This is a genomic window from Actinocorallia libanotica, from assembly GCF_039525175.1.
GTDB lineage: Bacteria > Actinomycetota > Actinomycetes > Streptosporangiales > Streptosporangiaceae > Actinocorallia > Actinocorallia libanotica.
The window spans coordinates 1-26,117 of record NZ_BAAAHH010000031.1 but is presented as its reverse complement, the minus strand read 5'-3'; the positions used below and the strand labels follow the sequence as shown (position 1 = coordinate 26,117).

At 72.8% G+C, this 26,117-nt stretch carries 20 protein-coding genes and 2 pseudogenes; 14 read left to right on the top strand and 8 right to left on the bottom strand.

Annotated features, from left to right (window positions below):
* The first annotated feature begins 443 nt into the window (after positions 1–443).
* The 3 genes from ABD140_RS29810 (at position 444) to ABD140_RS29800 (ending at position 3,370) form a co-directional block, all read left to right on the top strand.
* Entirely contained in the window at positions 444–1,568 is a 1,125-nt protein-coding gene (locus tag ABD140_RS29810) for a sensor histidine kinase (RefSeq protein WP_344244361.1), read from the top strand.
* Positions 1,565–2,176 (top strand): response regulator, encoded by a 612-nt coding sequence (locus tag ABD140_RS29805; RefSeq protein ID WP_344244360.1) that lies wholly within the window; start codon positions 1,565–1,567, stop codon positions 2,174–2,176. Before ABD140_RS29810 ends, ABD140_RS29805 begins: the two co-directional genes overlap by 4 nt.
* Positions 2,177–2,719: 543 nt before the next feature.
* Positions 2,720–3,370, top strand: coding sequence for a DUF2238 domain-containing protein (locus ABD140_RS29800; protein ID WP_344244359.1), 651 nt, complete (start codon positions 2,720–2,722; stop codon positions 3,368–3,370).
* 624 nt (positions 3,371–3,994) lie between these two features.
* Here the strand turns inward: ABD140_RS29800 and ABD140_RS29795 are convergent.
* Entirely contained in the window at positions 3,995–6,055 is a 2,061-nt protein-coding gene (locus ABD140_RS29795) for a RecQ family ATP-dependent DNA helicase (protein ID WP_344244358.1), read from the bottom strand.
* A 293-nt stretch (positions 6,056–6,348) separates the two neighbouring features.
* Here ABD140_RS29795 and ABD140_RS29790 point away from each other — a divergent pair, with 293 nt between their 5' ends.
* From ABD140_RS29790 to ABD140_RS29760, 7 genes and pseudogenes are all read left to right on the top strand, one after another.
* Positions 6,349–7,287: an STM4015 family protein gene (locus tag ABD140_RS29790; RefSeq protein ID WP_344244357.1), complete on the top strand. Its 939-nt coding sequence runs from the start codon at positions 6,349–6,351 to the stop codon at positions 7,285–7,287.
* Between the two features lie 3 nt (positions 7,288–7,290).
* Positions 7,291–8,412, top strand: a complete 1,122-nt coding sequence (locus ABD140_RS29785; RefSeq protein WP_344244356.1) for an STM4014 family protein — start codon at positions 7,291–7,293, stop codon at positions 8,410–8,412.
* A gap of 358 nt (positions 8,413–8,770) precedes the next feature.
* Positions 8,771–9,538, top strand: a complete 768-nt coding sequence (locus ABD140_RS29780; RefSeq protein WP_344244355.1) for an STM4013/SEN3800 family hydrolase — start codon at positions 8,771–8,773, stop codon at positions 9,536–9,538.
* Positions 9,535–9,879 (top strand): annotated as a pseudogene (locus ABD140_RS29775) (STM4012 family radical SAM protein); the annotation flags it as partial. The gene ABD140_RS29780 and the pseudogene ABD140_RS29775, both read left to right, overlap by 4 nt.
* 651 nt (positions 9,880–10,530) lie before the next feature.
* Positions 10,531–11,436: pseudogene (locus tag ABD140_RS29770) on the top strand (STM4012 family radical SAM protein); the annotation flags it as partial.
* Positions 11,437–11,589: 153 nt separating this feature from the next.
* Positions 11,590–11,823, top strand: a complete 234-nt coding sequence (locus tag ABD140_RS29765) for a hypothetical protein (RefSeq protein ID WP_344244354.1) — start codon at positions 11,590–11,592, stop codon at positions 11,821–11,823.
* Positions 11,817–12,656, top strand: coding sequence for an STM4011 family radical SAM protein (locus tag ABD140_RS29760; protein WP_344244353.1), 840 nt, complete (start codon positions 11,817–11,819; stop codon positions 12,654–12,656). The genes ABD140_RS29765 and ABD140_RS29760 overlap by 7 nt, the downstream gene beginning before the upstream one ends.
* 542 nt (positions 12,657–13,198) lie before the next feature.
* On the opposite strand, the gene ABD140_RS29755 is transcribed toward ABD140_RS29760, so the two are convergent.
* The 6 genes from ABD140_RS29755 to ABD140_RS29730 form a co-directional block, all read right to left on the bottom strand.
* Positions 13,199–14,665, bottom strand: a complete 1,467-nt coding sequence (locus ABD140_RS29755) for a DUF6745 domain-containing protein (RefSeq protein WP_344244352.1) — start codon at positions 14,663–14,665, stop codon at positions 13,199–13,201.
* Positions 14,665–14,991, bottom strand: coding sequence for a hypothetical protein (locus tag ABD140_RS29750; protein WP_344244351.1), 327 nt, complete (start codon positions 14,989–14,991; stop codon positions 14,665–14,667). The genes ABD140_RS29755 and ABD140_RS29750 overlap by 1 nt, the downstream gene beginning before the upstream one ends.
* A gap of 460 nt (positions 14,992–15,451) precedes the next feature.
* A complete protein-coding gene (locus tag ABD140_RS29745; protein WP_344244350.1) occupies positions 15,452–16,258 on the bottom strand; it encodes a MetQ/NlpA family ABC transporter substrate-binding protein in 807 nt (268 codons plus the stop codon).
* Positions 16,259–16,269: 11 nt separating this feature from the next.
* Positions 16,270–16,917 (bottom strand): methionine ABC transporter permease, encoded by a 648-nt coding sequence (locus ABD140_RS29740; RefSeq protein ID WP_344244349.1) that lies wholly within the window; start codon positions 16,915–16,917, stop codon positions 16,270–16,272.
* Positions 16,914–17,906, bottom strand: a complete 993-nt coding sequence (locus ABD140_RS29735) for a methionine ABC transporter ATP-binding protein (protein WP_344244348.1) — start codon at positions 17,904–17,906, stop codon at positions 16,914–16,916. Before ABD140_RS29735 ends, ABD140_RS29740 begins: the two co-directional genes overlap by 4 nt.
* 278 nt (positions 17,907–18,184) lie before the next feature.
* The gene (locus ABD140_RS29730; protein WP_344244347.1) at positions 18,185–19,078 is read right to left on the bottom strand and encodes a carbohydrate kinase family protein; all 894 of its coding nucleotides are present in this window, start codon (positions 19,076–19,078) and stop codon (positions 18,185–18,187) included.
* Between the two features lie 183 nt (positions 19,079–19,261).
* On the opposite strand from ABD140_RS29730, the gene ABD140_RS29725 reads away from it, so the two are divergent.
* From ABD140_RS29725 to ABD140_RS29710, 4 genes are all read left to right on the top strand, one after another.
* Positions 19,262–21,712 carry a bifunctional acetate--CoA ligase family protein/GNAT family N-acetyltransferase gene (locus tag ABD140_RS29725; RefSeq protein WP_344244346.1) on the top strand — a complete coding sequence of 817 codons (2,451 nt, stop codon included), beginning with the start codon at positions 19,262–19,264 and terminating at the stop codon, positions 21,710–21,712.
* Positions 21,713–21,784: 72 nt separating this feature from the next.
* Positions 21,785–22,369 (top strand): DUF5998 family protein, encoded by a 585-nt coding sequence (locus ABD140_RS29720; RefSeq protein WP_344244345.1) that lies wholly within the window; start codon positions 21,785–21,787, stop codon positions 22,367–22,369.
* Between the two features lie 62 nt (positions 22,370–22,431).
* The gene (locus ABD140_RS29715; RefSeq protein ID WP_344244344.1) at positions 22,432–23,538 is read left to right on the top strand and encodes an alkaline phosphatase family protein; all 1,107 of its coding nucleotides are present in this window, start codon (positions 22,432–22,434) and stop codon (positions 23,536–23,538) included.
* A gap of 53 nt (positions 23,539–23,591) precedes the next feature.
* Positions 23,592–24,419, top strand: a complete 828-nt coding sequence (locus tag ABD140_RS29710) for a sulfurtransferase (protein WP_344244343.1) — start codon at positions 23,592–23,594, stop codon at positions 24,417–24,419.
* An 18-nt stretch (positions 24,420–24,437) separates the two neighbouring features.
* Here ABD140_RS29710 and ABD140_RS29705 read toward each other — a convergent pair.
* Positions 24,438–26,117: CHAT domain-containing protein (locus ABD140_RS29705; protein WP_344244342.1), on the bottom strand; the 1,680-nt coding region annotated here is incomplete at its 5' end.

Below are 26,117 nucleotides of genomic sequence, written 5' to 3'. Positions count from 1 at the left end.
CCACCCGCCGCACGCCGGCGCCCCATCGACCGGGAACGGCCCGCCGCCGGGCGGGTACCGGCCCGTGGACCGTTCGGGCACACCGCCGGGTGGATGCCCTCCTGCGGAACGTTCAGGCCGCATCGACGCGCGTCAGGTCGCTGGTGGCGCACCGCCGGGCAGGCGCTTTCCCGCGGATCGCTCAGGGCGCGTCGTCGGTGGCGGGCGTCCCCGGGCGTGCGGTTCAGGGCATGTCGACGATGGCGGGCGTCCCTGGGCGTGCGGTTCAGGGCGCGTCACCGGCGGTGTGCCGGTGGGCGGACGCCTTTCCGCAGGCTGTTCGGCGCATGTCGGCGCGCGTCCGGTCGGGAGGAGGTCGACGGGCGGGTGTTCCTCTGTGGACAACGGCCTCCGGCCGCCGGGGCAGCGCATACGCTGTGGAAGCCCGGACGAGGAGGTGGTCGATGCAGCCCAGGCTTCCCGGCGAGATGTCGATCGTCACGTTCGTGGTGGTCCTGTCGACCATCGCCACGTGCGGTCTCTTCTCGGACGGGGTCATCGAGGCCGCCGGGCGCGAGCCGTGGCGGTTCGTCGTGGGGACGATGGCGGCGCTGCTCGTCGCCGCCCTGCAGGGGCGGCTGATGTGGCAGTCGGCGCGGCGGGAGGTCACGCCGGGCAGCCGGATCGTGCTCGGGATGATCGCGCTGGTGTGCTTCAGTCTGCCGCTGCTCGGGCCCGCCTGGTTCTCCGCGATGCTCGCCGTGGCCGGGGTGACCGCGGTGACGCTGCCGGAGAACTGGTCGGTTCCGCTGATCGGAGGCGGGGCGCTGCTGGTGGCCGGAGTGGCGCTGGCGGCGGGGGCGAGCGGCCCGCAGTCGGTGCTGCTGGCGGTGAGCTTCCCCGTCGTGGGGCTGTCGGCGTACGCCACGGTGTGGCTGAGCCTCGCCGTGAAGGAGTTGCGCGACGCCCGCGCCGAACTCGCACGCCGTGCCGTGGGGGAGGAGCGGATGCGCTTCGCCCGCGACCTGCACGACGTGCTCGGGCACAGCCTGCAGGCCGTGGCGCTGCGGGCCGAACTGGCCGAACGGCTGCTCGCCCGCGATCCCGAACGGGTGGCGGGCGAACTGGCCGAGATCCAGCGGATGGCGCGGGGCGCCGTCCAGGAGGTGCGCGACGTGGTGCGGGGCTACCGCGTCACGTCGCTGCGCACCGAACTGGACGGGGCGACGGCCGTGCTGCGCGCGGCGGGGATCTCCTGCGAGACGCCGTCCCTGCCCGAAGCGCTGCCGCGCCACGTGCACGAGACGCTGGGGTGGGTCGCGCGCGAGGCGGTCACGAACGTGCTGCGCCACAGCGGCGCCACGCACTGCCGCATGACGCTGCACGCCGACGCCGCCGACGCCCGGCTGGAGATCGTGAACGACGGCGCGCGGCGCTCGGAAGGCGCCGGCAGCGGACTCGCCGGGCTGCGCGAACGGCTCACCGCGGTGGGAGGGCGGTTGCAGTCCGGTCTGATCGCGGACGGTACCTTCCAGGTGCTGGCGACGGTCCCGCTGGCCGAGAGCGCGGGGCAGAAGGAGATGCGTTGACCGCGATCAGGGTGTTGCTCGCCGACGACCACCACCTCGTCCGGGAGGCACTGGCGCTGCTGCTGGGCACCGAGGACGGGATCGAGGTCGTCGCCGACGTGGGGCGCGGCGACGAGGCGGTCGACCGTGCCCTGGCCCACCGCCCCGACGTGGCGGTCCTCGACATCGACATGCCGGGCCTGGACGGCCTGTCCGCCGCCGAGCGCCTCGCCGCCGCCCTGCCCTCCTGCCGCGTCGTCATCGTCACCGGCCACGGCCGCCCCGGCAACCTCCGCCGCGCCATGGCCGCCGGAGTCCGCGGCTTCCTCGGCAAGGACACCCCCGGCTCCCGGCTCGCCGAGGTCATCCGCCAGGTCCACGAGGGCGCCCGCTACATCGACCCCCAGCTCGCCGCCGACGCCCTCGCCGCCGAGGAATGCCCCCTCACCCCCCGCGAGCTCGACGCCCTCCGCGCCGCCTCCGGCGGCTCCCCCGTCAGCCGCATCGCCCGCACCCTCGGCCTCTCCGAAGGCACCGTCCGCAACTACCTCTCCTCCGCCGTCACCAAACTCGGCGTCGACAACCGCCACGCCGCCGTCCAGTCCGCCCGAGACCGCGGCTGGCTCTGACCCCGCCCTCCCCTTCCACCCACCGCACCTCCCCGGCACCACGGTCTCCCCTCCCGGCCCAGGACCCTGCCCTGGTGCCCTGGTGCCCTGGTGCCCTGGTGCCCTGGTGCCCCCTTCACCCACCGCACTTTTTCGACACCACGGTCGCCCTTCCAGGCCCGGGATCCTGCCCTGGTGCCCTGGTGCCCCCTTCGCCCACCGCACCTCCCCGGCACCACAGTCCCCCTCCCGGCCCGGGACCTTGCCCTGGTGCCCTGGTGCCCTGGTGGCCCGGTGCCCTGGTGGCCCGGAATGGGACCTGGGACGGGGCCTGGTACTGCAACGACAGGTCGACGAGATCGTTTATGGAGCCGCTGGTCACGGACTCGAGCGCGGCGCTGAAACTCACACACCGGCCGGTATCACCGCCGGTCAGGGGGCTCAGCCTCAGCAACCTGTCGTTGCAGTACTGGTGGCCCGGGACGGGGGCTGAGTACCCGTTCTTGGCGAGTTGAGTACTTCAGCGGGTGGGCCGGGAAAGGCCGGGGGAGGAGGCTGTGTCGCATGGAACTGGTACACCGCGCATCCTGGCGAACCATCGCGATCTTCCTGAAGGCCGCGCTGGCCGTGCTGCTGGCCCTGGCGCTCGCCTTCCCCGAGTGGGACCGCTTCGCCGACAAGGCCATGGGCGCACGAGCCGTCGCCTACCCCCTGGCCGCGCTGCTGGTGCCCGCGATCTGGCTGGTCCGCCGTCGGCTCGGCCGCCGGGGCCCCTTCCCGTGGGACGTTGACGCACTGCTCACCGCCCCCTTCGTCATCGACGTCGCCGGCAACGCCCTCGACCTGTACGACGCGGTGAGCTGGTTCGACGACGCCTGCCACTTCGGAAACTGGGCGCTGCTCGGCGCCGCCGCCGGCGCCGCCCTCCTCCGCGGCCCCGCTCTGCCCCCTTGGGTGACCGCCCTCCTGGTGACGGGCATCGGAGCCACCACCGCCATCACCTGGGAAATCGCCGAATACGGCGCCTTCATCCTCGACACCCCCGAATCCGTGGGCATCTACCGGGACACCCTCGGCGACGAGGCCCTGGGCCTCCTGGGCGCCGCCACCGCGGGCATCCTCACCGCCCTCCGCCCCCGCCCCGCCCTCCCGGCTCCCGCCCCCGATCCCCTCACGACCTCCGCTCGCGAGCAGACCCCCGCCCAGGCCACCTGAACCTGCCCCGGCCCTCCCACGGCAGCCGTCGATCCGCCCTGCAGCGATCGGCGGCACGATGGCCCTCCCCGGTGACCGTCGCGGCCCGCGGAGCTCAGAGCGGCCGCCCGAGCGGCAGCCTCTCGCCCGAGCGGTCGCCTCTCACCTGAGTGGTTGCCCGAGTGGCCGCCCAAGCGGCAGCCTCTCACCCGAGCGGTCGCCCGAGCGGTCGTCTCTCGCCCGAGCGGTCGTCTGAGCAGCCGCCCGAGAGACAGCCTCTCACCCGAGTGGCCGCTTGAGAGGCAGCCTCTGGCTCGAGCGGTCGCCCGAGCGGTCGCCCGAGAGTTGCACCGTGACGATCGCTGAGCCGCGGGTCTCGGGTCAGGGCACATGCCAAGGCCCGTTGCGACGCCACGGCCCCTGGACCGCGAGGCTCGAATGGCACTTGCGGAGACTCGCTGCGCAACCGCGATGGCTACCTGGCCCGAACTTCCCTAGGTAGCACGGCCGCCTCCGGTGAGTCGGGTCGGTCGGCCTCGGGAGTCGGTAGGCCTCAGGACACGTGGCCGTCGGGTGGGGGAACCGCGGGGTCAGGGGGACGGTCGGGACCATCGGGGTCGGGAGGGACGGTCGGGAACCTCGGGGTCAGGAGGGGACGGCCAGGACGAGGGGGAGGACGGCGGTGGCGCCGGCCTCGCGGAGGAGGCGGGTGGCGACGGTGAGGGTCCAGCCGGAGTCGCAGTGGTCGTCGACGAGGAGGACGGGGCCCGGGGGGACGGGGAAGTCGAGGGACAGGGAGTGCAGGACGGTGCGGAGGCGCTGGGCGCTGTTGTGCTGGGGCGGGGCGGGCGGGCCCTGCGAGGTGAGGGCGCCCGCGTAGGGGAGGCGCCCGACGTGGGAGAGGTGCTCGGCGAGGCTCGCGACGAGCAGCGGGCGGGTGCGGGAGGCGATCGAGGCGACCGCGACGGGGCGTTCGGACCAGTCCCAGGCGGCGAGGACCTGCACGACGGCGGCGGCGATCTCGCCGGGGACGGGCTGGTCGGGGGCGTCTTCGGCGAGCAGGGCGCGCAGCCGCGGTCCCCAGCCGATGTCGGTGAGGCGGCCCAGGGCGCGGCCGGGCTCGGCCTGCAGGGCGGGCGGGATCCGGCCGGAAAGGCCCAGCTCGTCCTTGAGCCCGGTGGGCCACATGCGGCGTGGGGCGAGCTCGACGCCGGGGCGGGCCAGCCGGTCCCGGGCCCGGGTGACGGCCTGCTCGGAGAGCTCGGACGGCCAGTGCTCGCCGGTGCAGTTGTCGCAGCGGCCGCAGGGCTCGGCCGCGAGATCGTCCAGGCAGTGGCGGAGGAAGAGCATCCGGCATCCGGTGGTGCCCTGGTAGTCGAGCATCGCCTGCTGCTCGTGCTCGCGGGCGGCCTGGACCCGGGCGTAACGGTCGGTGTCGTACGCCCATGGCTCGCCGGTGGCGACCCAGCCGCCCTTGACCCGGCGGACCGCGCCGTCCACGTCGAGGACCTTGAGCATCATCTCCAGGCGGTTGCGGGACAGGTCGACGCGCGGCTCGAGGGCGGCCGTCGACAGGGGCCGCTCGCCGAGCGCCGCCAGCACGTTCCGCACGACGGGTTCGGGCGGGAAGGCCAGCGAGGCGAAGTAGGACCAGATGTCGCGGTCCTCCGGTCCGGGCAGCAGGATCACCTCGGCCCGCTCCACGCCGCGGCCCGCGCGGCCGATCTGCTGGTAGTAGGCGACCGGCGAGGACGGCGCGCCCAGATGGACGATGAACCCCAGGTCCGGCTTGTCGAAGCCCATGCCCAGGGCGCTGGTCGCCACGAGCGCCTTGAGCTTGTTGTCCAGCAGGTCCTGCTCGGCCTGCAGCCGTTCGGCGGGCTCGGTCTGGCCGGAGTAGGCGGCCACCGAGAAGCCCCTGTCCCGCAGCATCGCGGCGACCTCGTGGGCGGCGGCGACCGTCAGGGTGTAGACGATGCCCGAGCCCGGCAGCTCCTCCAGCCGCTCGCACAACCACGCCAGCCGCTCCTCCGCCGTCCGCAGCCGGACCACGGCGGGCCGCAGGGAGTCGCGTTCCAGCGTGCCGCGCAGCACCAAGGTGCCCTCGCCGAGCTGCTCTGCCACGTCCGTGGTGACCCGCGAGTTGGCGGTGGCCGTCGTCGCCAGCACCGGCACCCCTGACGGCAGCTCGCCGAACAGGGTGCGCAGCCGCCGGTAGTCGGGCCGGAAGTCGTGGCCCCAGTCGGAGATGCAGTGCGCCTCGTCGACCACGACGAGGCCCGCCGTGGCGGCCAGCTCCGGCAGCACCTGATCGCGGAACTCCGGGTTGTTCAGGCGTTCGGGACTCACCAGCAGGACGTCGACGGCGCCCGCGGCGACCTCGGCGTAGACCCGCTGCCAGTCCTCCGGGTTGGCCGAGTTGATCGTCCGGGCGGCGATGCCCGCACGGGCCGCGGCGTCGATCTGGTTGCGCATCAGCGCCAGCAGCGGCGAGACGATCACCGTCGGGCCGGCGCCGCGCGCCCTCAGCAGCGCGGTGGCCACGAAGTAGACAGCGGACTTGCCCCAGCCCGTGCGCTGCACGACCAGGGCGCGGCGCCGCTCCTCCACCAGGGCGGCGATCGCCGTCCACTGGTCCTCCCGCAACCGCGCGTGATCTCCGGCGAGCGCCCTCAGGCACCGCTCGGCCTCCGTCCGCAAGTCCATGCCCCATCCCTATCACCGGTCACGGACGTCCTGCTCCAGATCCGACCCGCCTGTGGATTTCCCGCCCGAGCCGTCGCGCCCGGCCGAGAGACGGCGCACCAGGCGCATGTCGTCTCGCGGATCGTTGGGCGCGTGTCGGCGTGCGTTCGCCCACAGGGGCCGTCAGGAGCACGTCACCGGCCTGTGGACGAGTGATCCGGCGGCGGAGAGGGGCTGTGGACAACGCAAGAGATGTCGGCCGGCGGTGATAGGACAGTCACGTCAGTAGCGGATCACCGAGAACGGCCACTGAGATGACGAAGACGTCCCATTACGAGTACGTGGAGTCCTTCGCGGGGCTGCCCGTGTTCGATTTCACCCCGGAGACCGAATCAGAAGGGCTGCCGGCTCCCGCCCAGGTCGCCTGGCGGGTGCGCCTCGACGACTTCATCGAGGAGTTCGAACCCTTCCAGGAGCTGTTCTCCCGCTTTCTCGAGACGGTCGACACCACGTCCGTGGGCGCACTGATCATCGGCAACTGGGGCGCCACCCACGAGGTCCCCGCGGACCGCCCCCTGGCGCTGCTGACCGATGCGGCGGAGCGGTTCCCCGCGCTCAAGGCGCTGTTCTTCGGGGAATGGCTGCAGCAGGAAACGGAGATCTCCTGGATCGAGCAGGGGGACGTCACCCCGCTGTTCACCTCCTTCCCCGGCCTGGAGACCGTCGTCATCAGGGGAGGCAGCGGGCTGTCGCTGGCCCTGATCACCAGCTCCGTGCTGCACGAGCTGCGCCTGGAGACCGGCGGCCTGCCCGGCGAGGTGGTGCGCGCGCTGGGCGCGTCCGACCTCCCGGCACTGCAGACGCTGGAGCTGTGGCTCGGCGTGGACGAGTACGGCGGGAGCACCGGCCTGGCCGACCTCGACCCGCTGCTGAGAGGTGAGCGTTTCCCCGCGCTGCGCCACCTCGGCCTCCAGAACGCCGACTTCCAGGACGGGATCGCCGCGGCGGTCGCCTCCGCTCCCGTCGTGGCGCAGCTGGAGTCCCTCAGCCTGTCGATGGGCGTGCTGACCGACGAGGGCGCCGAGGCGCTGCTGTCCGGCCAGCCGCTCAGCCACCTCAAGCGGCTCGACCTGCACCATCACTACCTGTCCGAGGAGATGGTCGGCCGGATCCGCGCCGCGCTGCCCGGCGTCGACGTCGACCTCAGCGAGAGGCAGCGGGACGAGTGGCGTTACGTCGCCGTGGCCGAGTGAACGATGACGGGTTTCACGATCGTCGGAACACCCGGCGACCGCAGGGTCGAGGCGTTCGCCGCCGCCTGCGCGTCGTCCGGTGTGTCCCGGCCCCGGCTTCTGCCCTGGACGGACGTGCTGAGCGGCGCGCCGCTGGAGGTGGACGGGCTGCTGCGGATCGACTCCCCCGGAGAAGCAGCCGAGGCCGACGCGCTGCTGCGCGGTCCCGGTGACCCGGCACGGGTCGGCGGCGGTGCCCGCTGGTACCGCACGCTGCTGGGGGGCCTGGAACGGCTTCGCGGCTTCCCGTCGACCGGCGACGTGGACGAGATCGCGGTCATGTTCGACAAGCGGGCCTGTCACGCCCGGTTGAGCGAGGCGGGTGTGCCCGTCCCGGTCTCACTCGGCCCGGTCGGCGGGTATCGGGGACTGCGCGAACGCATGGCCGAACGGCGCGTCCACCACGTGTTCGTGAAACCCGCCCACGGCTCCTCGGCCTCGGGGGTGGTCGCCCTGCGGACGGCGCCCGGCCGGATCAAGGCCGTCAGTTCGGCGGTCCCCCACGGAGACGGCTGGCGCAATTCGCTGCGCGTACGGGCTTATACGTCCGAACCCGAAGTGGCCCGCCTGGTCGACGCCCTCGCCCCCGACGGCCTGCACGTCGAGCAGTGGTTCCCCAAAGCCGCACTGGACGGCCGCCTCCTCGACCTGCGCGTCGTGGTCGTCGCCGGTGAGCCCACCCACGCCGTGGTCCGCACGAGCACCGCCCCCATGACCAACCTCCACCTGGGCGGCGCCCGGGGCGACCTCGAAGCCGTCCGCGCCCGTGTGGACTGGCCGGAGGCCATGTCCGTGTGCGCCCGCGCCGCGGCCTGCTTCCCGCGCAGCCTCATAGTCGCCGTCGACCTCATGATCGGCCTCGGCTGGCGCCGCCTGGCCGTCGCCGAGGTCAACGCCTTCGGCGACCTCCTCCCCGGCCTGACCGGCCTCCCCGGCACCTCCGCCGAAGGCCTGGACACCTACACCGCCCAAGTCCGCGCCGCTCTTCGCACCTCCTCACCGAAACCTCCCGACGCCTTCCCCGGGACGAGCCATCACGACCACAGGAACACCGTGCCCGCCACAGGGAAGACCCCGTGTCCATGAAGCCGCAGGGAGCTCTTGTGTCCGTGGGGCGCGGACAAGATTCCTGTGCTCGCGAAGCCGCAGGAGAAGACGCCGTGCTCATGAAAGACGCCGTGCTCAATGAAGGGAGGAGCGGCCACATTCGCGGTCGAAAGAAGTGCAGCGTCTGCCGCAGATGCGGTGGCCACTGTGGGGAAAGCGGCTGGGCGGATGCGCATCGTCTCCATCCCGTCAGCGAGCGTGCGGGGAGTAACGATCGTTGCGTGGCAAGCGGCTGGGGTCAGTGGGCCGGACTCCGCTTTCGCGTTCGGGAGATCAGCCGTTTTCACGGCGAGAAGGGCTGCTGCGTCTGGGAGAGGGGAGGTGTGCGGTGCGGGATATGAACGAGGTCGTCGGCACGCATGATGTGGTGCTGGTGACGTTGGACACGCTGCGTTACGACGTGGCGGTGGCCTCGGCGGCGGCGGGGCGGACGCCGGAGTTCTCGCGGCGGTTCGCGTGGGAGGAACGGCACGCTCCGGGGAACTTCACCTTCGCGTCGCACATGGCGATGCTGGCGGGGTTCCTGCCGACGCCCGCGGGACCGGGGCCGCACCCCCGGCTGTTCGCCTCGGCGTTCCCCGGCAGCGAGACGACCAGCCCGCTGACCTGGAGATACGATGCACCGGACCTGCCGTCGGGCCTGGCGGAGGTCGGCTATCACACGGCGTGCATCGGGGGAGTGGGCTTCTTCAACAAGCAGACCGCGCTCGGTTCGGTGATCCCGGACATGTTCGCCGAGTCCCACTGGGCGCCCGAATTCGGGGTGACCTGCCCCGACAGCCTCGACCACCAGGTGGACAAGGCCGCGGAGATCATCGCGCGGACGGAGCGGCGCCTGTTCCTGCTGCTGAACGTCTCGGCTCTGCACCAGCCCAACCACCACTACCTGCCCGGCGCGTCCGGAGACACCCCGGAGACCCACGCGGCGGCGCTGGAGTACGTCGACTCGCGCATCGGCAGGCTCTTCGCGGCGCTGCGCCGCCCCACCTTCGTCATCATCTGCTCGGACCACGGCACCGCCTACGGCGAGGACGGCCACACCGGCCACCGTCTCGGCCACCAGGTCGTCTGGACCGTGCCTTACGCGGAGTTCGTCCTCGCATGAAGCCCTACCAGGGATACGTCTACGCCTATCCCCACAAGACCGCCTACCGCCCCCTCGACCCGGCCCCCGCCCTCCGCGACGTGTGGCGCGACGAAGACGTCTCCCGTCTCTTCCTCTACCTCCACATCCCCTTCTGCGAGATCCGCTGCGGCTTCTGCAACCTCTTCACCCGCACCGGCGCGCCCGAATCCCTCACCACCGCCTACCTCGACGCGCTGGAACGCCAGGCCGAAGCCACCCTGGACGCCCTCGGCCCCACTGCCCGCTTCACCCAGGCGGCCTTCGGTGGCGGCACCCCCACCTACCTCACCGCCCCCGAACTCACCCGCCTCTGCGAACTCGCCACCCGCCTCCTCACCCCCCACCCGACACCCCCCTCCACCCCCACAGGAAACGAACCACGCCCCCCGAGCGCGATGACCCCCGCCACACGCTCGTCGGCAGGGAGCGCCCGGTCCGCAGTGGAAGCTGCGCCAACGGCGTCTTCTGTAGTGGCGGCAAGTGGTTCGCAGCGCCCGAGTGGGTCGGTTACCGCAGCGCCCTTGTCGGCAGGGAGCGCCCGGTCCGCAGAGGGAGCTGCGGTAACGGCGTCTTCTGTGGTGGCGGCAAGCGGTTCGCAGAGCCCGGGCGGGTCGGCTACCGCAGGGTCCCTGTTGGAAGAGGAAGCCCGGGCTGCGGCAGGGACTGCGCAAATTACGCCTTCTGTGGTGGAAGGTGGTTGGCAGCGTGAGAGTGGGTCGGCTACCGCAGCGCTCCTGCCGGAAGGGGAGGCCCAGGCTGCAGCGGGGGTTGCACAAGCGGTGCCTTCTGCGGTGGGAAGTGGTTCGCAGGGTTCGAGTGGGTCGGCTGCTGCGGTGTCCTTGTCGGCAGTGAGTGCTCGAGCCGTGGTGGAGGTCGTGCAAGCGGCACCATGTGCGGCGGACGGAAGCGTTGAGGTGCTGTCGGTGACGCAGGGGTTGCCGACGACGCAAGGGGTGCCGGCGGTGTCGGGGGTGCCGTTGGCGGTGGAGACGTCGCCGGGGACGGCCACGCGGGACAGGTTGGAGGTGCTGAAGCGGTACGGCACCGAGCGCGTCTCGATCGGGGTGCAGAGCTTCGTGGAGGCGGAGGCGCGGGCGGCGGTGCGTCCGCAGCGGACGGAGGAGGTGGTCGGGGCGCTCGACACGATCCGGGACGTCGGGTTTCCGGTGCTGAACATCGACCTCATCTACGGGATCGACGGGCAGACGGCCGAGTCGTGGCTGCGGTCGATCGACCGGGCGCTGGAGTGGCAGCCCGAGGAGCTCTACCTGTACCCCCTGTACGTCCGGCCGCTGACGGGGCTGGGGAGGATCGGGGGCGACTGGGACGACCAGCGGCTGCGGCTCTACCGGCTGGGACGCGACCATCTGCTGTCAAAGGGGTACGAGCAGGTCTCGATGCGGATGTTCCGTCTCCCCGGCTCGCGGGCCGGCACCGGAGAGTACTCCTGCCAGGAGGACGGGATGGTCGGCCTGGGCTGCGGCGCCCGCTCCTACACGGCGAACCTCCACTACTCCTTCGAGTACGCCGTCCACGCCACCGAGGTCCGCGCCATCATCGACGACTACGTCCGCACCGAGGACTTCACCCGCGCCCTCGTCGGCTTCCCCATGACCGGTGACGAGCGCCGCCGCCGCCACCTCCTCCAGTCCCTCCTCCAGGCCGAGGGCCTGGACCGCCACGCCTACCGCGCCCGTTTCGGCACCGACGTCCTCGCCGACATCGACCTGACCCCCTTCGCCCGGCGCGGCTGGCTCGAAGAGACCCCCGACACCCTGGCCCTCACCCCCGAAGGCCTCGCCCACTCCGACGCCATCGGCCCCGCCCTCTTCTCCCCCCACGTCCACACCCTCATGAACACCTACCGGGCCCGCTGATGTCCGGCGAGGAGACGCGTGGCGAAGGAACGCGTAGCGCGGGGGCGCGTAGCGAGGGGGCGCGTGGCGGGGGGACGCGTAGCGCGGGGGCACGTGGCGAGGGGGTACGTGGCGAGGGGGCGCGTAGTGAGGGGGCGCGTAGTGCGGGGGTGCGTGGCGAAGAAGCGCGTGGTGAGGGGGCGCGTAGTGAGGGGGCGCACGGCGAAGAAGCGCGTGGCGGGGAGATACAAGGCGAAGGAGCATGTGGCGAAGAGACGCGTGGCGAAGGGTCACGTGGTGAAGGAGCGCGTGGTGAGGAGACGCGTGGCGAGGGGTCGCATGGTGAAGGAGCGTGTGGCGAGGGGTCGCGCGGTGAGGGGGAAGTGCGGGGAGGCGGGCGGATGTTGAGTCTGCTGTATCGGGGGCCGCTGGCCAGTTGCGACTATGACTGTCCGTACTGTCCGTTCGCCAAGCGGCGGGACACGACGGAGCAGTTGCGGGCGGATCGGGCGGCGCTCGTGCGGTTCGTCTCTTGGGTGGGTGCTCAGGAGAGGGAGATCTCCGTGCTCTTCACACCGTGGGGGGAAGGACTGGTGCGCTCCTGGTATCGGGAGGCGCTGGTGGAGCTGAGCCTGATGCCTCATGTGCGCAGGGTCGCGATCCAGACGAACCTCAGCGGCCGGACGGCGTGGACTGCTCGGGCGGATCTGACGAAGCTGGCGCTCTGGACGACGTTCCACCCCGGCCAGGTGACGCATGAGCGGTTCCTCGCCAAGTCCCAGGAGCTGGTGGAACGGGGCGTGCGGCACAGCGTGGGCGTCGTCGGCCTGCCCGAACACCTGGAGGCGGCCCGTCGGCTGCGGAAGGAGCTTCCTGCCTCGGTCTACCTCTGGATCAACGCCGCCGAAGGCCACACCTACACCGACGAGGAGGCCGCCGACTGGACGGAGCTCGATCCGCTCTTCTCCTACAGCCGTCACCCTCACCGCACTCTCGGCCTTCCCTGCCGCACCGGCCACGACGTGATCTCCGTGGCCGGAGACGGCACCGTCACCCGCTGCCACTTCGTCAAGACGCCCCTGGGCAACCTCTACGACGGCACCTTCCGCCCCGACCCGGAGCCTTCCGCCTGCCCCAATACCTGGTGCGACTGCCACATCGGCTACATCCACTTCGAGCCCCTGCGCCTCTACGACGTCTTCACCGACGGCCTCCTGGAACGCATCCCGCTTCTCCCCTGACCACTCCCGCCATCTCTTCCACAGAGCAGTTCTCCGGGCGAGGGAGCGGTCGGTTTCTCCTGACGAAGACAGTCGGTGTTCCTGACGGAGATGGCCAAGGCTCCCCGCAGGGACGATCAGATCTTCTGGCGAAGCGGTCGAGTCCCCTGGCAAGGACGGCCGGATTTCCGATGAAGATGATCAGGAACCCTGGCAAAGCCGGCAAAGGCAGTGAAGCACCTGGCGGGGCAGTCAGGCTTCCTGGCGGAGAAGTTCGGGTCCTCTGACGAGGCGGTCAAAGGACATGGTGGATCAGAGGACCTAACGGAGGGGACTGGGCTCCTGGCGGGATGGTCGGAGTTCCTAACGGAGTGGAGGGGCTCCTGATGGGGCGGTCGGAGTTCCTAACGGAGGGGACTGGGTTCTTGGCGGGGCGGTCGGAGTTCCTAACGGAGGGGAGGGTGCTCCTGGCGGGGCCGTCGAAGTTCCTGGTGGGTGCGGTCGGGTTTCCGGTGGGCTGGACGGGATTTCTGGGGGTGTGGTCGGGTTCTTGGCGGGGGTGGTCAGGTTTCCTGGAGGGGGCGGTATTCAGCTTCGGTGAGGCCGAAGGTCCAGGCGACGCCGGCGCGGGCGGTGCGGGTGCGGGGCGGGACGCGGAGGTAGTAGGTGCGGCGGGTGCCGTCGGGCTCGGGGGTGGAGTTGACGACTTCGACCATGACGACGGGTTCGTCGCCGGGGAGGTCGATGCGCCAGAGGACGCCTGTCTCGTCCTGGTGGAGGGGGCGGGCGCCGATGTCGGCCAGGTAGCGGTCGTAGCCGAAGTGCTCCAGCATGACGCGGCGGAGTTCGGCGTTCTCCTCGGCCAGGATGCGGGAGGCGGTCAGGCCGGTGAGGGTGTTCAGGAAGTCCGGGGGGATGGGCATTCCGCGCCAGGCGTGGAGGGCGAAGCCGTCGGAGTAGGCGAGGGCGGGGCCGTCGCCGCGGTGGAGGCGGCCTGGTTCGTCGCGGTGGAGGTCGGTGGGGCGGTCGCTGAGGATCACCAGGTTCTCGTAGGGCCACCACCAGCCCGCGGAAGCGGCGACCTCGGCCAGGCCGTGCAGGGGGGTGAGGCGGTCCAGGGAGGCGAACAGCTCCAGCCAGGGGGCGTCGTGCTGGCCGAGAACCGCGTCGAGGGTGGCGGCGCGCAGCAGCGGGCCGTGTTCTTCGCCGCCGAGTTCGCCGATGGCGCGCCTGATCCGGGTGACCAGCTCGTTCACCCTGTCCCAGGTGAGCGCCCCGGTCCGCGCCCAGACGTCGGCCCAGCCGCGCGGTCCCAGCTCGGCGCGCGCGGCGGCCCGTTCCCGCTCCCACGGGGCGGTCCGCACCCGCTCCCGCACACCGGCCCCGGCCTCGATTCCCGCGAGCAGCTCTTCGAGCACGACCGAGCCGGAGGAGGCGTCGGTCTCCCGCAGAGAACCGCCTCGGGCGACGGCCGCCTCGCCCTGCGGAAAAACGTTCGGGGAGGCGGCCGTCTCCGTCCCGCTCTGCGGTAGGGCGTCGTTCTCGGGCGGTGGCGAGGCCTCCGTCTTCGTCCTGCTCTCCGTCGGGGAGCCGTCCGGGGAGGAGGTCGCCTCCGTCTCGCGCAGGGGACCATCTCCGAGCGGCAAGGAGCCGGTGGCCGCCTCGCTCTGCGGAAGGCGGTTTTCCGGGGAGGGAAGCCTGTGGTCCGGCTCGTGCGGGGCGGTGCCGAGGGCGGATCGTCTCATCGCCGCGGAAGAGCCCTGGTCCGGTGCGGGCGGGCTGGTCGGGCGGGGGTTCTGGAGGGCGGTGATGAGGATGGGGAGGAAGGGACGCAAGGCGGGCGTGGCGAGGAGGGCCGTTCGGGTGGCGGGCGGGAGGCCGGGGCGGAGGAGGACGGAGAGGAGGGCGCCTGCGGCGGGGGAGGGGAGCCACACGAAGGCGGCGGGCGGGGTGAGGCCCGCGGCGGCGTAGGCGGCGCGGACGCCGGCTTCGGCGCGGGGGCGGTCGGCGCGGAGGGCGGTGAAGGGCATCAGTCGGCGACCATCCGGACGGCGCCGGGGGTGTACTCGCGCTGGCGGATGACGCGGTACCAGCCGGTGGGGAGGGCGATGGGGGCGTGCTCCTCGTGGACCAGGCGGCCGCCCGACGGCAGGTGGAGGTAGTCCGGGACGAAGGGGTGGCCGGAGCGGTGCAGGGCGCCGGGCGCCTGGACGGCGTGGGTGTGCCCGGTGGCCTCGCCCAGGGCGAGGACCATGCGGCCGCGGCCGTCGCGGGGGGCGGCGGGCAGCCCCCGCGCCGTGTCGGGCACCGCCTCGTCGGCGACCGGCTGGATGAGGATGTCTCCCTGTCGGAACATGCCCCGAAGCTACCGATCACCACTGACAGAACCCGGCCGCATGAGAACGAGCGTCCACACGGGGGCGGGCTTCCGCATGGGGATGGGGCTTCGCATGGGGACGGGCGTCCACACGGGGATGGGTCTCCGCATGGGGGTGGGTCTCCACACAGGGGTGGGCCTTCACATGGGAACGGGCGTCTACATGGAGGTGGATCTCCGCATGGGAATTGGACGTCCACACGGGGGTGGGCCTTCACACGGGAACGGGCGTCCACACGGGGGGTCTCCGCATGGAGATGGGCGTCCACACAGGACGGGCCTCCGCATGAGGACGGGCGTCCCCGCCCGGCGGGCGGATGGGGACGGGCGCTCCTCCATCCTCTCCGCTTCACCGGGCGGTGGCCGGGTGTGGGGGTGGGGCCGGGGAGGAGACGGCTCCCGGCGCCGGAGCGCCGGGAGCCGGAGGGGAACCGAGGGATCAGGAGGCGGAGAGGACCGACCCCTGGTACTTGTCGGCGATGAACTTGGCGGTCTCCTCGGACCGGAGGAGTTCCAGGAGCTTCTTGACGTCGGCGTCGGCCTCGTTGCCGGCCTTCACGACCAGGCCGTTGGCGTAGGGGTTGCCGTCCGCCTTCTCCAGGACGAGGGCGTCCTGGGCGGGGGTCAGGCCGCCTTCGAGCGCGTAGTTGCCGTTGATGACGGCGGCGTCGACGTCCTCCAGGGAGCGGGGGAGCTGGGCGGCCTCGAGCGCGGTGAACTTCAGGTCGCGGGGGTTGGCGGTGATGTCGCGCTCGGTCGCGGCGGTGCCGGCGCCGTCCTTCAGGGTGATGACGCCGTTGTCGGCCAGCAGCTGTAGGGCGCGGGCGCCGTTGGTGGCGTCGTTGGGGATGGCGATCGTGGCGCCGGAGGCCAGGGCGTCGAGCTTGTCGGCCTTCTTGGAGTAGACGCCGAGCGGCTCCAGGTGCACGTTGCCGACCCAGGAGAGCTTGAGGCCCTTCTCGGCGGCGAAGTCGTCCAGGTAGGGCTTGTGCTGGAAGTAGTTGGCGTCGAGCTGGCCGTCGCCCAGCGCGATGTTCGGCTGGACGTAGTCGGAGAACTCCTTGATCTCCAGCTTGAGCCCGGCCTTCTCGGCGAGGTTGTCCTTGACGTAGGTGAGGATCTCCCCGTGGGGGGAGGGGGTGGCGCCGACGACGAAGGTGTCGTCCGAGGTCTCCGCGCCGCCGCCGCAGGCCGCGGTGAGCGCCAGGGCCGCGGCGGACAGGGCGACGGTGATCTTCTTGAACACGGTGGTGCCTTTCAGGGGTGTCTGTGCGAGAGCCGCCGGACGAGGAGGTCGCCCAGCATCTGGATGAGCTGGACCAGGACGACGAGCACGACCACGCACGCGATCATGATGTCGGTCTCGAACCGCTGGTAGCCGTACCGGATCGCCAGGTCGCCCAGGCCTCCGCCGCCGACGGCCCCGGCCATGGCCGAGTAGCCGATGAGCGTGATGACGGTGATGGTCAGGCCCGCCACCAGGCCGGGCGTGGCCTCGCGCAGCAGGACCTTGCGCACGATCTGCCACCGGGAGGCGCCCATGGCGCGGGCGGCGGCGACCGCCGCGGGGTCGACCTCGCGCAGGGAGGTCTCGGCGAGCCTGGCGTAGAACGGGATGGCGCCGACGGTCAGCGGCACGATCGCCGCGGTGGTGCCGATGGTGGTGCCGACGACCATGCGGGTGAACGGCAGGATCGCGACCATCAGGATGATGAACGGCAGCGAGCGCCCGACGTTGACGACCAGTCCGAGGACCCGGTGGACCGGCAGGCAGGGCAGCAGCCCGCCCCGCCCGGTGAGGATGAGCAGGACGCCCAGGGCCAGGCCGCCGGCGGCGGTGAGGAGCGTGGAGACCCAGACCATCTGGAAGGTCTCCTGGAACGCCTGGAGCAGGATCTCGCTCACGCCGCGACCTCCAGCGCCAGTCCCCGGTCGCGCAGGTGGGCGAGCGGCGCGGCGTTGTCGTCGGGGGTGCCGGGCAGTTCGAGCCGCAGCCGTCCGGCCCGTCCGCCGGCGAGGTCCTCGATGGAGCCGCCGAGGATGCCGACGTCGATGGAGTGGGCGCGGGCGAGGTCGGAGACGAACCGCGCGGGGGACTCCTCGGCGGCGTCCCCGACGAACGTCACGTCGACGATCGTGGTCCCGGGCCGCGCGACGGTCGGCGGCAGCGGGAACAGCCCGCGCGCGATCTCCGATCCGGACCGGGTCAGGAGTTCGCGGACGCTTCCGGATTCGGTGATCCGGCCCGCGTGCATGACCGCCGCGGAGTCGCAGATGTTCTTGACGACGTCCATCTCGTGGGTGATGAGCAGGACGGTCAGGCCCAGTTCCCGATTGAGCCGGCGCAGGAGGGCCAGGATGGAGCCGGTGGTCTCCGGGTCGAGCGCCGAGGTCGCCTCGTCCGACAGCAGCACCGACGGGGAGCCCGCCAGCGCGCGGGCGATGCCGACGCGCTGCTTCTGGCCGCCGGACAGCTGCGCGGGGTAGGCGCGGCCGAGGCCGTCGAGCCCGACCAGGTCGAGCAGTTCGGCGACGCGCCGCCGCCGCTCCTTGCGCGGGGCGCCGGTCACCTCCAGCGGGAAGGCGACGTTGCCCGCGACGTCGCGGGAGGACAGCAGGCCGAAGTGCTGGTGGATCATGCCGATGCGCTGCCGTGCGGCCCGCAGCTCCCGCTCGGACAGGGCGGACAGGTCGGCGCCGTCGACGACGACGCGTCCGCGGTCGGGCCGTTCCAGCATGGTGACGCTGCGCAGCAGGGTGCTCTTGCCCGCGCCGCTGCGGCCGATCACCCCGTACACCTCGCCGGGCGCCACGTGGAGGCTGACGTCGTCCAGCGCGGTGACCGTGCGGCCGCGGGCACGGTAGACCTTCTGGATATTTTCGATATGAATCATAGGTTTTTCGTCCAGGGATGTGCCGTCTGACCGGGCCGCGCGGGACGCGGTCGCCCGAAGGGGGAGGGAGGAGCCTCAGCCGCACATGCGACGACACGCCCCGTCTTGCGACGAACGGGAGGTCAGGGACGCCCTGGGTGCGGTCATGTCATGAGCTAACCATAAATAGTTCATGTCTGACAAATCACTAAGTGACCGATCATGACGGATTGTTAGCTACGTCACGCAGCAAAAAGGCGAGGTCTCGACAGACCTCGCCTTTTCCATGGAGACGTGCGTCAGAGCTCGGGCCGGGCTCCCAGGTGGCCGACGGCCTTGGAGGCCAGGCGGCAGCCGGCCGTGAGGGCCTCGGCGGGGGGCTTGCCCTCCAGCCACGCGGGCAGGAAGCCCGCGGCGAAGGCGTCGCCCGCACCGGTGCCGTCGACGACCTTCTCGACGGGTTCGGCGGGCACCGTGATGGGCTCGGGCCGGCCGTTGGTGTACCACAGGGCGCCGTCGTCGCCCATCTTGATGACGACCTGGGGGTACCAGGCGGTGAGCACCTTGGCGGCGAGCTCGGGCTCCTCGCGGCCGGTGAGGGCCTCGGCCTCGCTGGAGCTGACCAGGAGCAGCTTGGTGCCCTGGGTCCACTCGAAGAACGGCTCGGCGCCGGCGCGCTTGAGCGGGGAGGAGGAGCCGCCGTCCACCGAGATCGACATGCCGGCGTTGCGGGCCAGGCGCAGCGCGTGCAGCGCGGCGTTGCGGGAGCCCTCGTTCAGCAGCGAGTACCCCGACAGGTGCAGGTGCGCCCCGGCGGTGAAGAGCTCGGCGGGGATGTCGTCGGGCAGCAGGGCGTTGTTGGCGCCGGGGTCGGACATCATGGTCCGGTCGCCTTTGTGGGTGACCAGCACCACGCAGGTGCCGGTGGGGCGTTCGGGGTCCATGACGAGCCGGGCGTCCACGCCGTAGCCCATCAGTTCCATGTCCCTGTTGCGGCCCGCGACGTCCGAGCCGCGCCGGCCCACGAACGCGACCTCGACCCCCTCGACGGACAGCCAGGCCGCCACGTTGGCCCCCGATCCCCCGCCGTGCATCGTCACGCTGGCCGGGGTGTCGCTCCCCTTGGCCAGGGGGTACGCGGCTCGGGCCACGGCGTCGGTCATCAGATCGCCGACCACGACCACGCGTGTCATGACGTTGTCACCTCGCTCGTACCTGACTGGTCCGCACCATTCTGCCTGGGCGTGCCGTTGACCGTAACAGCTTCAACCCTCGGATTTGGTCTCGAACGCGCAGCGAAACAGGTAACGGACGGGGTCTCGGAGGTCCGTGACCCTCCCGTGACCAGTCTTTCGCCGTCGCTTACGCTCAAGGGCGTGACCGATCATCCTTACCCCGACCACTGGGAGGCCGACGTCGTCCTCTCCGACGGCGGGACCGCCCACCTGCGTCCGATCAGGGCGGAGGACGCCGAACTGTTGCGGACTTTCTACGCGAGGGTATCCGCGGAGTCCATCTACTATCGCTTCTTCTCGCCCCGGCCCCGGTTGAGCGAGAGGGAGATTCAGCATTTCACGACCGTGGATTATGCCGATCGCGTCGCACTGATCGCCACGATTGGTACGAAAATGGTGGGTATCGTCCGCTATGACCGTACGAATACGCGTGACGAGGCCGAGGTCGCCTTCCTCATCGAGGACGCGCACCAGGGCCGCGGGGTCGGCTCCGTCATGCTCGAGCACATCGCCGCCGCCGCGCGCGAACGGGGCGTGGAGCGGTTCGTCGCGCACGTCCTGCCCGACAACCGCAAGATGACCAAGGTCTTCCGGGACGCCGGGTACGCGGCGAAGCAGCGCTTCGAGGACGGCATCATCCAGCTCACCCTCGACCTGTCGCCGACCGAGACGTCCCGCGAGGTCATGGCCGCCCGCGAGCACCGCGCCGAGGCCCGCTCCATCGAACGGCTGCTCTTCCCCGGCTCGGTCGCGGTGATCGGCGCCAGCCGCGTCGCCCACAGCGTCGGCCAGACGGTCCTGCGCAACCTCCTCGGCGGCGACTTCACCGGCCCCGTCTACCCGGTGCACCCCACCGCCAAGGCCGTCGCGGGCGTCCGCGCCTACGCCCAGGTCCTCGACATCCCCGACGAGGTCGACCTGGCGGTGGTCGCCGTCCCCGCCGCCAAGGTCAAGGAGGTGCTCGACCAGTGCGCCGACAAGGGCGTGCACGGTCTGATCGTCGTCTCCTCGGGCTTCGGCGAGATCGACCAGGAGGGGCGTGAGCGCCAGCAGGAGCTCGTCCGCCTGGCCAGGGCCAACGGCATGCGGGTCGTGGGCCCCAACTGCCTGGGCATCGCCAACACCGACCCCGAAGTCCGGCTCAACGCCACCCTCGCCCCGGTGATGCCCGGCCGCGGCCCCGTCGGCTTCTTCTCCCAGTCCGGCGCGCTGGGCATCGCGATCCTGCAGCGCACGGCCGAACGCGGACTCGGCCTGTCGACGTTCGTCTCGGCGGGCAACAGGGCGGACGTGTCGGGCAACGACCTGCTGCAGTACTGGGAGGAGGACCCGTCCACCAAGGCCGTCATGCTCCATCTGGAGTCCATCGGCAACCCCCGCAAGTTCACCCGGCTGGCCCGCCGCCTGTCGCGGATCAAGCCGATCGTCGCGGTGAAGACCGGCCGCACCCTGCAGGGCGTGCCGCTCGGCCACGCCGTCCGCAAGATCGAGGTGTCCGACCACGCCGTCAGCTCCCTGTTCGAGCAGGCCGGGGTGCTGCGGGTGGAGAGCCTCTCGGAGCTGTTCGACGTCGCCCAGCTCCTGGCCTACCAGCCGCTCCCGCCCGGCAACCGGGTGGCGATCATCCACAACGCCGACTCCCTGGGCCTGCTGGCCCAGGACGCCGCCGCCGCGTTCGGCCTGGTGGTGCGCCCCCCGACGGGACTCGGCCCCTTCGCCGGCGCGCCGGACTACGAGCGCGCCATGGCCGAGGCGCTCGCCGACCCGGCGGTGGACTCGGTGGCCGTCCTGTACACCCCGCCCGTGATCGGCGGCGCCGAGCTCGTCCTGGGCCCCGACCGGCACGTCGACCCGGTCGCCGAGGCGATCGTCCGGGCGGCGCGGGACGCCCGGAAGCCGGTCCTGGCCACCTACCTGGGCGCCAAGGGCATGCCGCCCGCGCTGCGCGTCCCCACCCCCGAAGGCGAGCCGGGCCCCGGCTCCGTCCCGTCCTACCTCGGCCCCGAGGACGCCATGCGCGCCCTGGGCAACGCCACCCGGTACGCCTCCTGGCGCCGCCGCCCCCGCGGCCGGATCCCCGAGCTGGAGGGCCTGGACCGCGACCGCGCCAAGGACCTGGTGGCCGGATGGCTGGCGGACGGCGGGGAGGGGGACGCCGCCGAGCTGCTCTCCTGCTACGGCGTGCGCGTCGGGGGATCCCGCGACGGGCTCGCCCTGCGCATCGCCACCCGGGAGGACACCTCCTTCGGCCCGGTGATCTCCTTCCGCCTGGCGAACGTGGCGGCCGAACTGCTCGACGACCGCGCCTACCGGCTCGCCCCGCTCACCGACCTGGAGGCCGCCGACATGGTGCGCTCCATCCGGATGGCGCCGCTGCTGTTCGGCCACCGCGGCTCGGAGCCGGTCGCGCTGCCCGCCCTGGAGGAACTGCTGATCAGGGTCTCGCTGCTCGCCTCGGACCTGCCGGAGACGGCGCTGCTGGAACTGGAGCCGGTGATGGCCGACGCCTCCGGCGTGAGCGTCACCGCCGCCCGGCTGAGGCTGGCCGAACCCGTCGGATACCGGCCGGAGCTGGAACCCAGACGGCTGTGAGAAGGGCGAAACCCGCCACGGACGTGCCCGCCCGGGGTGCGCCGGGCCCGCGGGACAGGGCAGGATGGGGGAATGAGGGAAACCCGAGCGAAGGGCGACCAGGAGCTGCGCACGGCCATCGAGCGCAGCGGTTACTACCCTGAACTGGTCGCCGACGCCGTCGAGTCCGCGCTGGGCGCGGAGGAGGTGCTGGCCTACGTCGTCCACCACGAAGCGGCGTTCGACCCCGGCATGGAGGTGCGGCGGCATGTGACGGTCCTGGTGCTGTCACCGTCCAGGCTGCTGTTCTGCCACACCGACGAGCATCCGCCGAACGACCTGGTGCCCCAGCCGCACTGCTCCACCACCACCGAGACGGTGCGGCTGGACCGGATCGGCTCCGTCGCGGTCACCCGGGTGGTGCCCCGCCCGGAGAAGTACGTGTCCGGCAGGGCGCCCACCGAGGTCGTGCTGACCCTGGCCTGGGGCGTCAACTCCCGGATCGACCTGGAGCCGGCGGGCTGCGGTGACGAGAGCTGCGACGCCGACCACGGCTACACCGGGGCGGTCACCGCGGACGACCTGTCCCTGCGGGTCAGCGAGGCGGCCGACGGCGCCGAGGCGGTCGCCCAGGTGCTGGCGTTCGCCCGGGCGCTCTCGGCGATGACCACGGCATGACCCGGGCGGAGTCGGGACACGGGGACCGTGTGTCCGGGACCGCGCCCAGGCATGATCGAGACATGATCCCCGCACCGCGCTACGGCGAGGCGACACTCGCCGATCTGTCCTCCTCGGTCCTGGCCTCGCTGGGCGTGCCCGGCGAGGCCGACACGCTGGGGCTGCCCGAGCTGCCCCGCGCCTGCGTCCTGCTGATCGACGGCATGGGCTGGGAACTGCTGCGCGAGCACGCCGAGGACGCGCCGTTCCTCAGCTCGCTGGAGGGCCGCCCGCTCACCGCGGGCTTCCCCGCCACCACCGTCACCAGCCTCAGCTCGCTGGCGACGGGCCTGCCGCCGGGCGAGCACGGCATGGTCGGCACCCTGGTGTCGGTGCCCGGCGAGGGGCGCCTGCTCAACTGCCTGCGCTGGGACGGCGGGCGCACCGACCCGCAGACCTGGCAGTCCCGCGAGACGGTCTACGCCAGGGCCGAGGCGGCCGGCGTGGCGTCCAGCTACCTGGCCTCCGGCGCCTACGCCGACACCGGGTTCAACCAGGCGATCACCCGCGGCTCCCGGTACGTCGCCGCCGACGGCATGGGCCAGCTGGTGGCCCGCGCCGAGGAGGCGCTGAAGGCCGACGAACGCGCCCACGTCACCGTCTACCACGCCGACCTCGACATGAACGGCCACATGTACGGCGCGGGCTCGGCGACCTGGCGGCACCAGCTGCGGTTCGTGGACCTGCTGGCCGAGCGCATCGCCGGGATCCTCCCGGCCGGCACCGCCCTGTACGTCACCGCCGACCACGGCATGAGCAACCCGTCCGAGAAGATCGACATCGCCGACGTCCCCGAGCTGGGCGAGGGCGTGGCCCTGCTCGGCGGCGAGCCGCGGGCACGGCACGTCTACGCCGAGCCCGGCGCCGCGGCCGACGTGCTCGCCCGCTGGAGCGGGTACCTGGACGGCCGGGCATGGGTCATGAGCCGGGAGCAGGCGATCGAGGAGGGCGTCTTCGGCGGGGTCGACCCGGCGCTGCTGCCCCGCATCGGCGACGTGATCGCGGTCCCCTACGGCGGCCTGGCGGTGATCGACGCCGCCGCCCACCCGGTCGAGGCGCTCATGGTGGGCATGCACGGGTCGCTGGTCCCCGAGGAGCAACTGGTGCCGCTGCTGGAGACGACCCGGTGAGCGCGGGACGCTGGGCCCTCCCCGAAGGGGGCGGGGCGGGCCACACTGGCGGTGTGCATCCTCTCATCGACGCGCGGACCCTGGACCGCGCCGCCCGCGAGAACGACGACCTCGTGCTCCTCGACGTGCGCTGGCGGCTGTCCGGGCCGCCCGGGATCACCGCGTACCGGGCGGGGCACCTGCCCGGCGCGGTGTTCGTCGACCTCGACCGGGAGCTGGCCGGGGAGCCCGGACCGCTGGGCCGCCACCCGCTGCCCTCGGCCGAGGTGTTCCAGGCGGCGATGCGCGGGGCGGGCGTGCGCCGGGACTCCCTGGTCGTGGTGTACGACGACGCCGACGCCACCGCCGCCGGCCGCGCCTGGTGGTGCCTGCGCTACTTCCGGCACGAGCGGGTCCGGGTCCTGGACGGCGGCCTGCGCGCCTGGGTCGCGGCGGGCCTGCCGCTCACCGAGAAGGAGCCGAGCCCGGAGCCCGGCGACTTCACGGCGCGTCCCGGCGGGCTGCCCGTCCTGGACGCCGCCGGCGCCGCGGCCCTCGCCGAGTCCGGTGTGCTGCTGGACGCCCGCGCCGCCGAACGCTTCCGGGGCGAGGCGGAGCCCGTCGACCCGGTGGCGGGGCACATCCCGGGCGCGGTCAACGCGCCGACCTGGAGCAACGTCGGGGTGGACGGGCGCTTCCTGCCCGGCCGGGTGCTGCGCGAGCGGTTCGCGGCCCTGGGCGCCACCGACGCCGCCGAGGTGGGCGTGTACTGCGGCTCGGGCGTCACGGCCGCCCACGAGGTCCTGTCCCTGAACCTGGCCGGAGTCCCGGCCGCCCTGTACGTCGGGTCCTGGTCCAACTGGGTCGCCGACCCCGGGAACCCGGTGGCCACCGGCCTGTGAGCCGGGCGGCGCGGGCGTTCAGCCCGCGCCGAAGCACTGCAGGCCGAGGGCCGCGGCGTCCCGGGGAAGCGCCGCCTGCGCGGCGGCGGGCGCCAGGCCCTCGGCCAGCAGCCGGTGCAGCTCGCCCATGAGGGCGGGCGTCGCCGCGTCCGGCAGCGGGGTGACCGAGGCGATCACCGTGCGCACGCCCAGCGCCAGCAGGACGCCGGGCAGCCCCAGCAGGTCGTGGCCCTGCCCGGTGTCGCAGGCCGACAGGACGACCAGTTCCGGCGGCGGCCCGAGCTCCGCGAGGTCGTAACCGGTCAGCGGGCCGTCGTCCAGCAGGACCGCCGACAGCAGCGGGTCGTCCTCCCGGAAGGTCCCGTGCGCGGCGAGGTGCGCCACCCGCGCCCCGGACAGCAGCCGCGCGGACGTCCCCGTCCGGGCCGCGGGATAGCGGCCGGCCAGGGCGGCGACCTCCTCCCGCGCGTGTTCGAGGCCGGGCCCGTGGAGGAGGGCGACGTGGCCGCGGGCGGTCTCGTGCCGCTGGGCGGCCAGCCAGGCCGTCGCCGACGGGACGACGGTGAACGGCGCGTCGGTGAGCGCCGCCCACGGCATGCCGTAGAGGGCGCCCGTGGGCGCCAGGACCAGCTCCCTGCCCGCGGCCTGCGCCAGGACGTCCGCGAACCGGGTGGGCGGCGCCTCGGGCCCGCCGCCGTCCAACATCGCCCGGGTCAGCCAGAACCGCAGGACGCGCGCCTCGTCGACGGCCTGGGCGTAGGAGCCCAGCGCCAGCCTGCTGCAGCGGCCGTCGCGGGCGATGACGGCGTGGAGCTCCTCGCCCGCCCGGACGAGCTCCACGAGCACCGCCTCGTCCAGGGCCGTCAGCAGGTCCGCCATGGTGACGTGCGGCCGCGGCGCGGCCAGCGCGGCGGCCAGCGCCAGCTCCCGCCGTTCCCGCTCGCCCCCCGCCCCGGCCCGCGGGAGGCGGGCGGCACAGGGCGGCCGCAGGATCCGGCGGCGCAGCTCCTCGAACGCCAGCAGCTCGCGGGGCGTGCGCGTCAGCCCGGCCGCCAGCGCCATCAGCTCCCGGCAGGCGTGGTCGGTGCGGGCGCGCAGCTCCAGGGAGAGGTACCCCTGGGTGAGCCGGTCGGCGGTCTCCAGGGCGGCGCGGACGGCGCGCAGAGCCGGCGCCCGCTGGCCCCGCGCGGCGCGTACCCGCGCGGCGGCGAGGTCCAGGGCCAGGCGCAGGGCGGCGGGGGTGCGGGCCGAGGGGCGGGGCAGCAGCTCCGCGGCCTGGAGCGGGAAGGCGAGGGCGGCGGCCAGCCGGGTGTGGGCGGCGGGCTCGGGCCAGCCGTTGCGTTCCAGCTGCTCGGCGGTGCGGCGCGCCGACGCCAGCAGCGCGGGGGAGCGGTCGCCTCCCTCGGCGCGGGCCCGCACCAGGGCGTGCTCGGCCTTGAGCACCCAGCCCGGGCGGTCCTGCGCGGCGAAGTCGAGCCGGGCGAGCCGCGCCGACTCCGCGGCGGCGCGGGCGTCGCCGCAGGCCAGCTCCGCCAGGGCGCGCAGGTAGACGGCGTTGGCGGCGTCGGCGGCGAACCCCGCGGCGGCCGCGGTGGCGGCCGCCTCGTCGAGCAGCTCGCGCGCGTCGCCGGCGAGCCCCGCGGCGAGCAGCGCCTCGGCCCGGTCCAGCCGGGACTGGGTGCGGGGTGGGGCGGCCAG

Excerpts from the sequence above, each read along its gene's own strand:
- ABD140_RS29810 (WP_344244361.1), top strand. The coding sequence starts at position 444 with ATGCAGCCCAGGCTTCCCGGCGAGATGTCGATCGTCACGTTCGTGGTG.
- ABD140_RS29800 (WP_344244359.1), top strand. The coding sequence starts at position 2,720 with ATGGAACTGGTACACCGCGCATCCTGGCGAACCATCGCGATCTTCCTG.
- ABD140_RS29795 (WP_344244358.1), bottom strand. The coding sequence starts at position 6,055 with ATGGACTTGCGGACGGAGGCCGAGCGGTGCCTGAGGGCGCTCGCCGGA.
- ABD140_RS29790 (WP_344244357.1), top strand. The coding sequence starts at position 6,349 with ATGACGAAGACGTCCCATTACGAGTACGTGGAGTCCTTCGCGGGGCTG.
- ABD140_RS29785 (WP_344244356.1), top strand. The coding sequence starts at position 7,291 with ATGACGGGTTTCACGATCGTCGGAACACCCGGCGACCGCAGGGTCGAG.
- ABD140_RS29780 (WP_344244355.1), top strand. The coding sequence starts at position 8,771 with ATGAACGAGGTCGTCGGCACGCATGATGTGGTGCTGGTGACGTTGGAC.
- ABD140_RS29760 (WP_344244353.1), top strand. The coding sequence starts at position 11,817 with ATGTTGAGTCTGCTGTATCGGGGGCCGCTGGCCAGTTGCGACTATGAC.
- ABD140_RS29755 (WP_344244352.1), bottom strand. The coding sequence starts at position 14,665 with ATGCCCTTCACCGCCCTCCGCGCCGACCGCCCCCGCGCCGAAGCCGGC.
- ABD140_RS29750 (WP_344244351.1), bottom strand. The coding sequence starts at position 14,991 with ATGTTCCGACAGGGAGACATCCTCATCCAGCCGGTCGCCGACGAGGCG.
- ABD140_RS29735 (WP_344244348.1), bottom strand. The coding sequence starts at position 17,906 with ATGATTCATATCGAAAATATCCAGAAGGTCTACCGTGCCCGCGGCCGC.
- ABD140_RS29730 (WP_344244347.1), bottom strand. The coding sequence starts at position 19,078 with ATGACACGCGTGGTCGTGGTCGGCGATCTGATGACCGACGCCGTGGCC.
- ABD140_RS29720 (WP_344244345.1), top strand. The coding sequence starts at position 21,785 with ATGAGGGAAACCCGAGCGAAGGGCGACCAGGAGCTGCGCACGGCCATC.
- ABD140_RS29715 (WP_344244344.1), top strand. The coding sequence starts at position 22,432 with ATGATCCCCGCACCGCGCTACGGCGAGGCGACACTCGCCGATCTGTCC.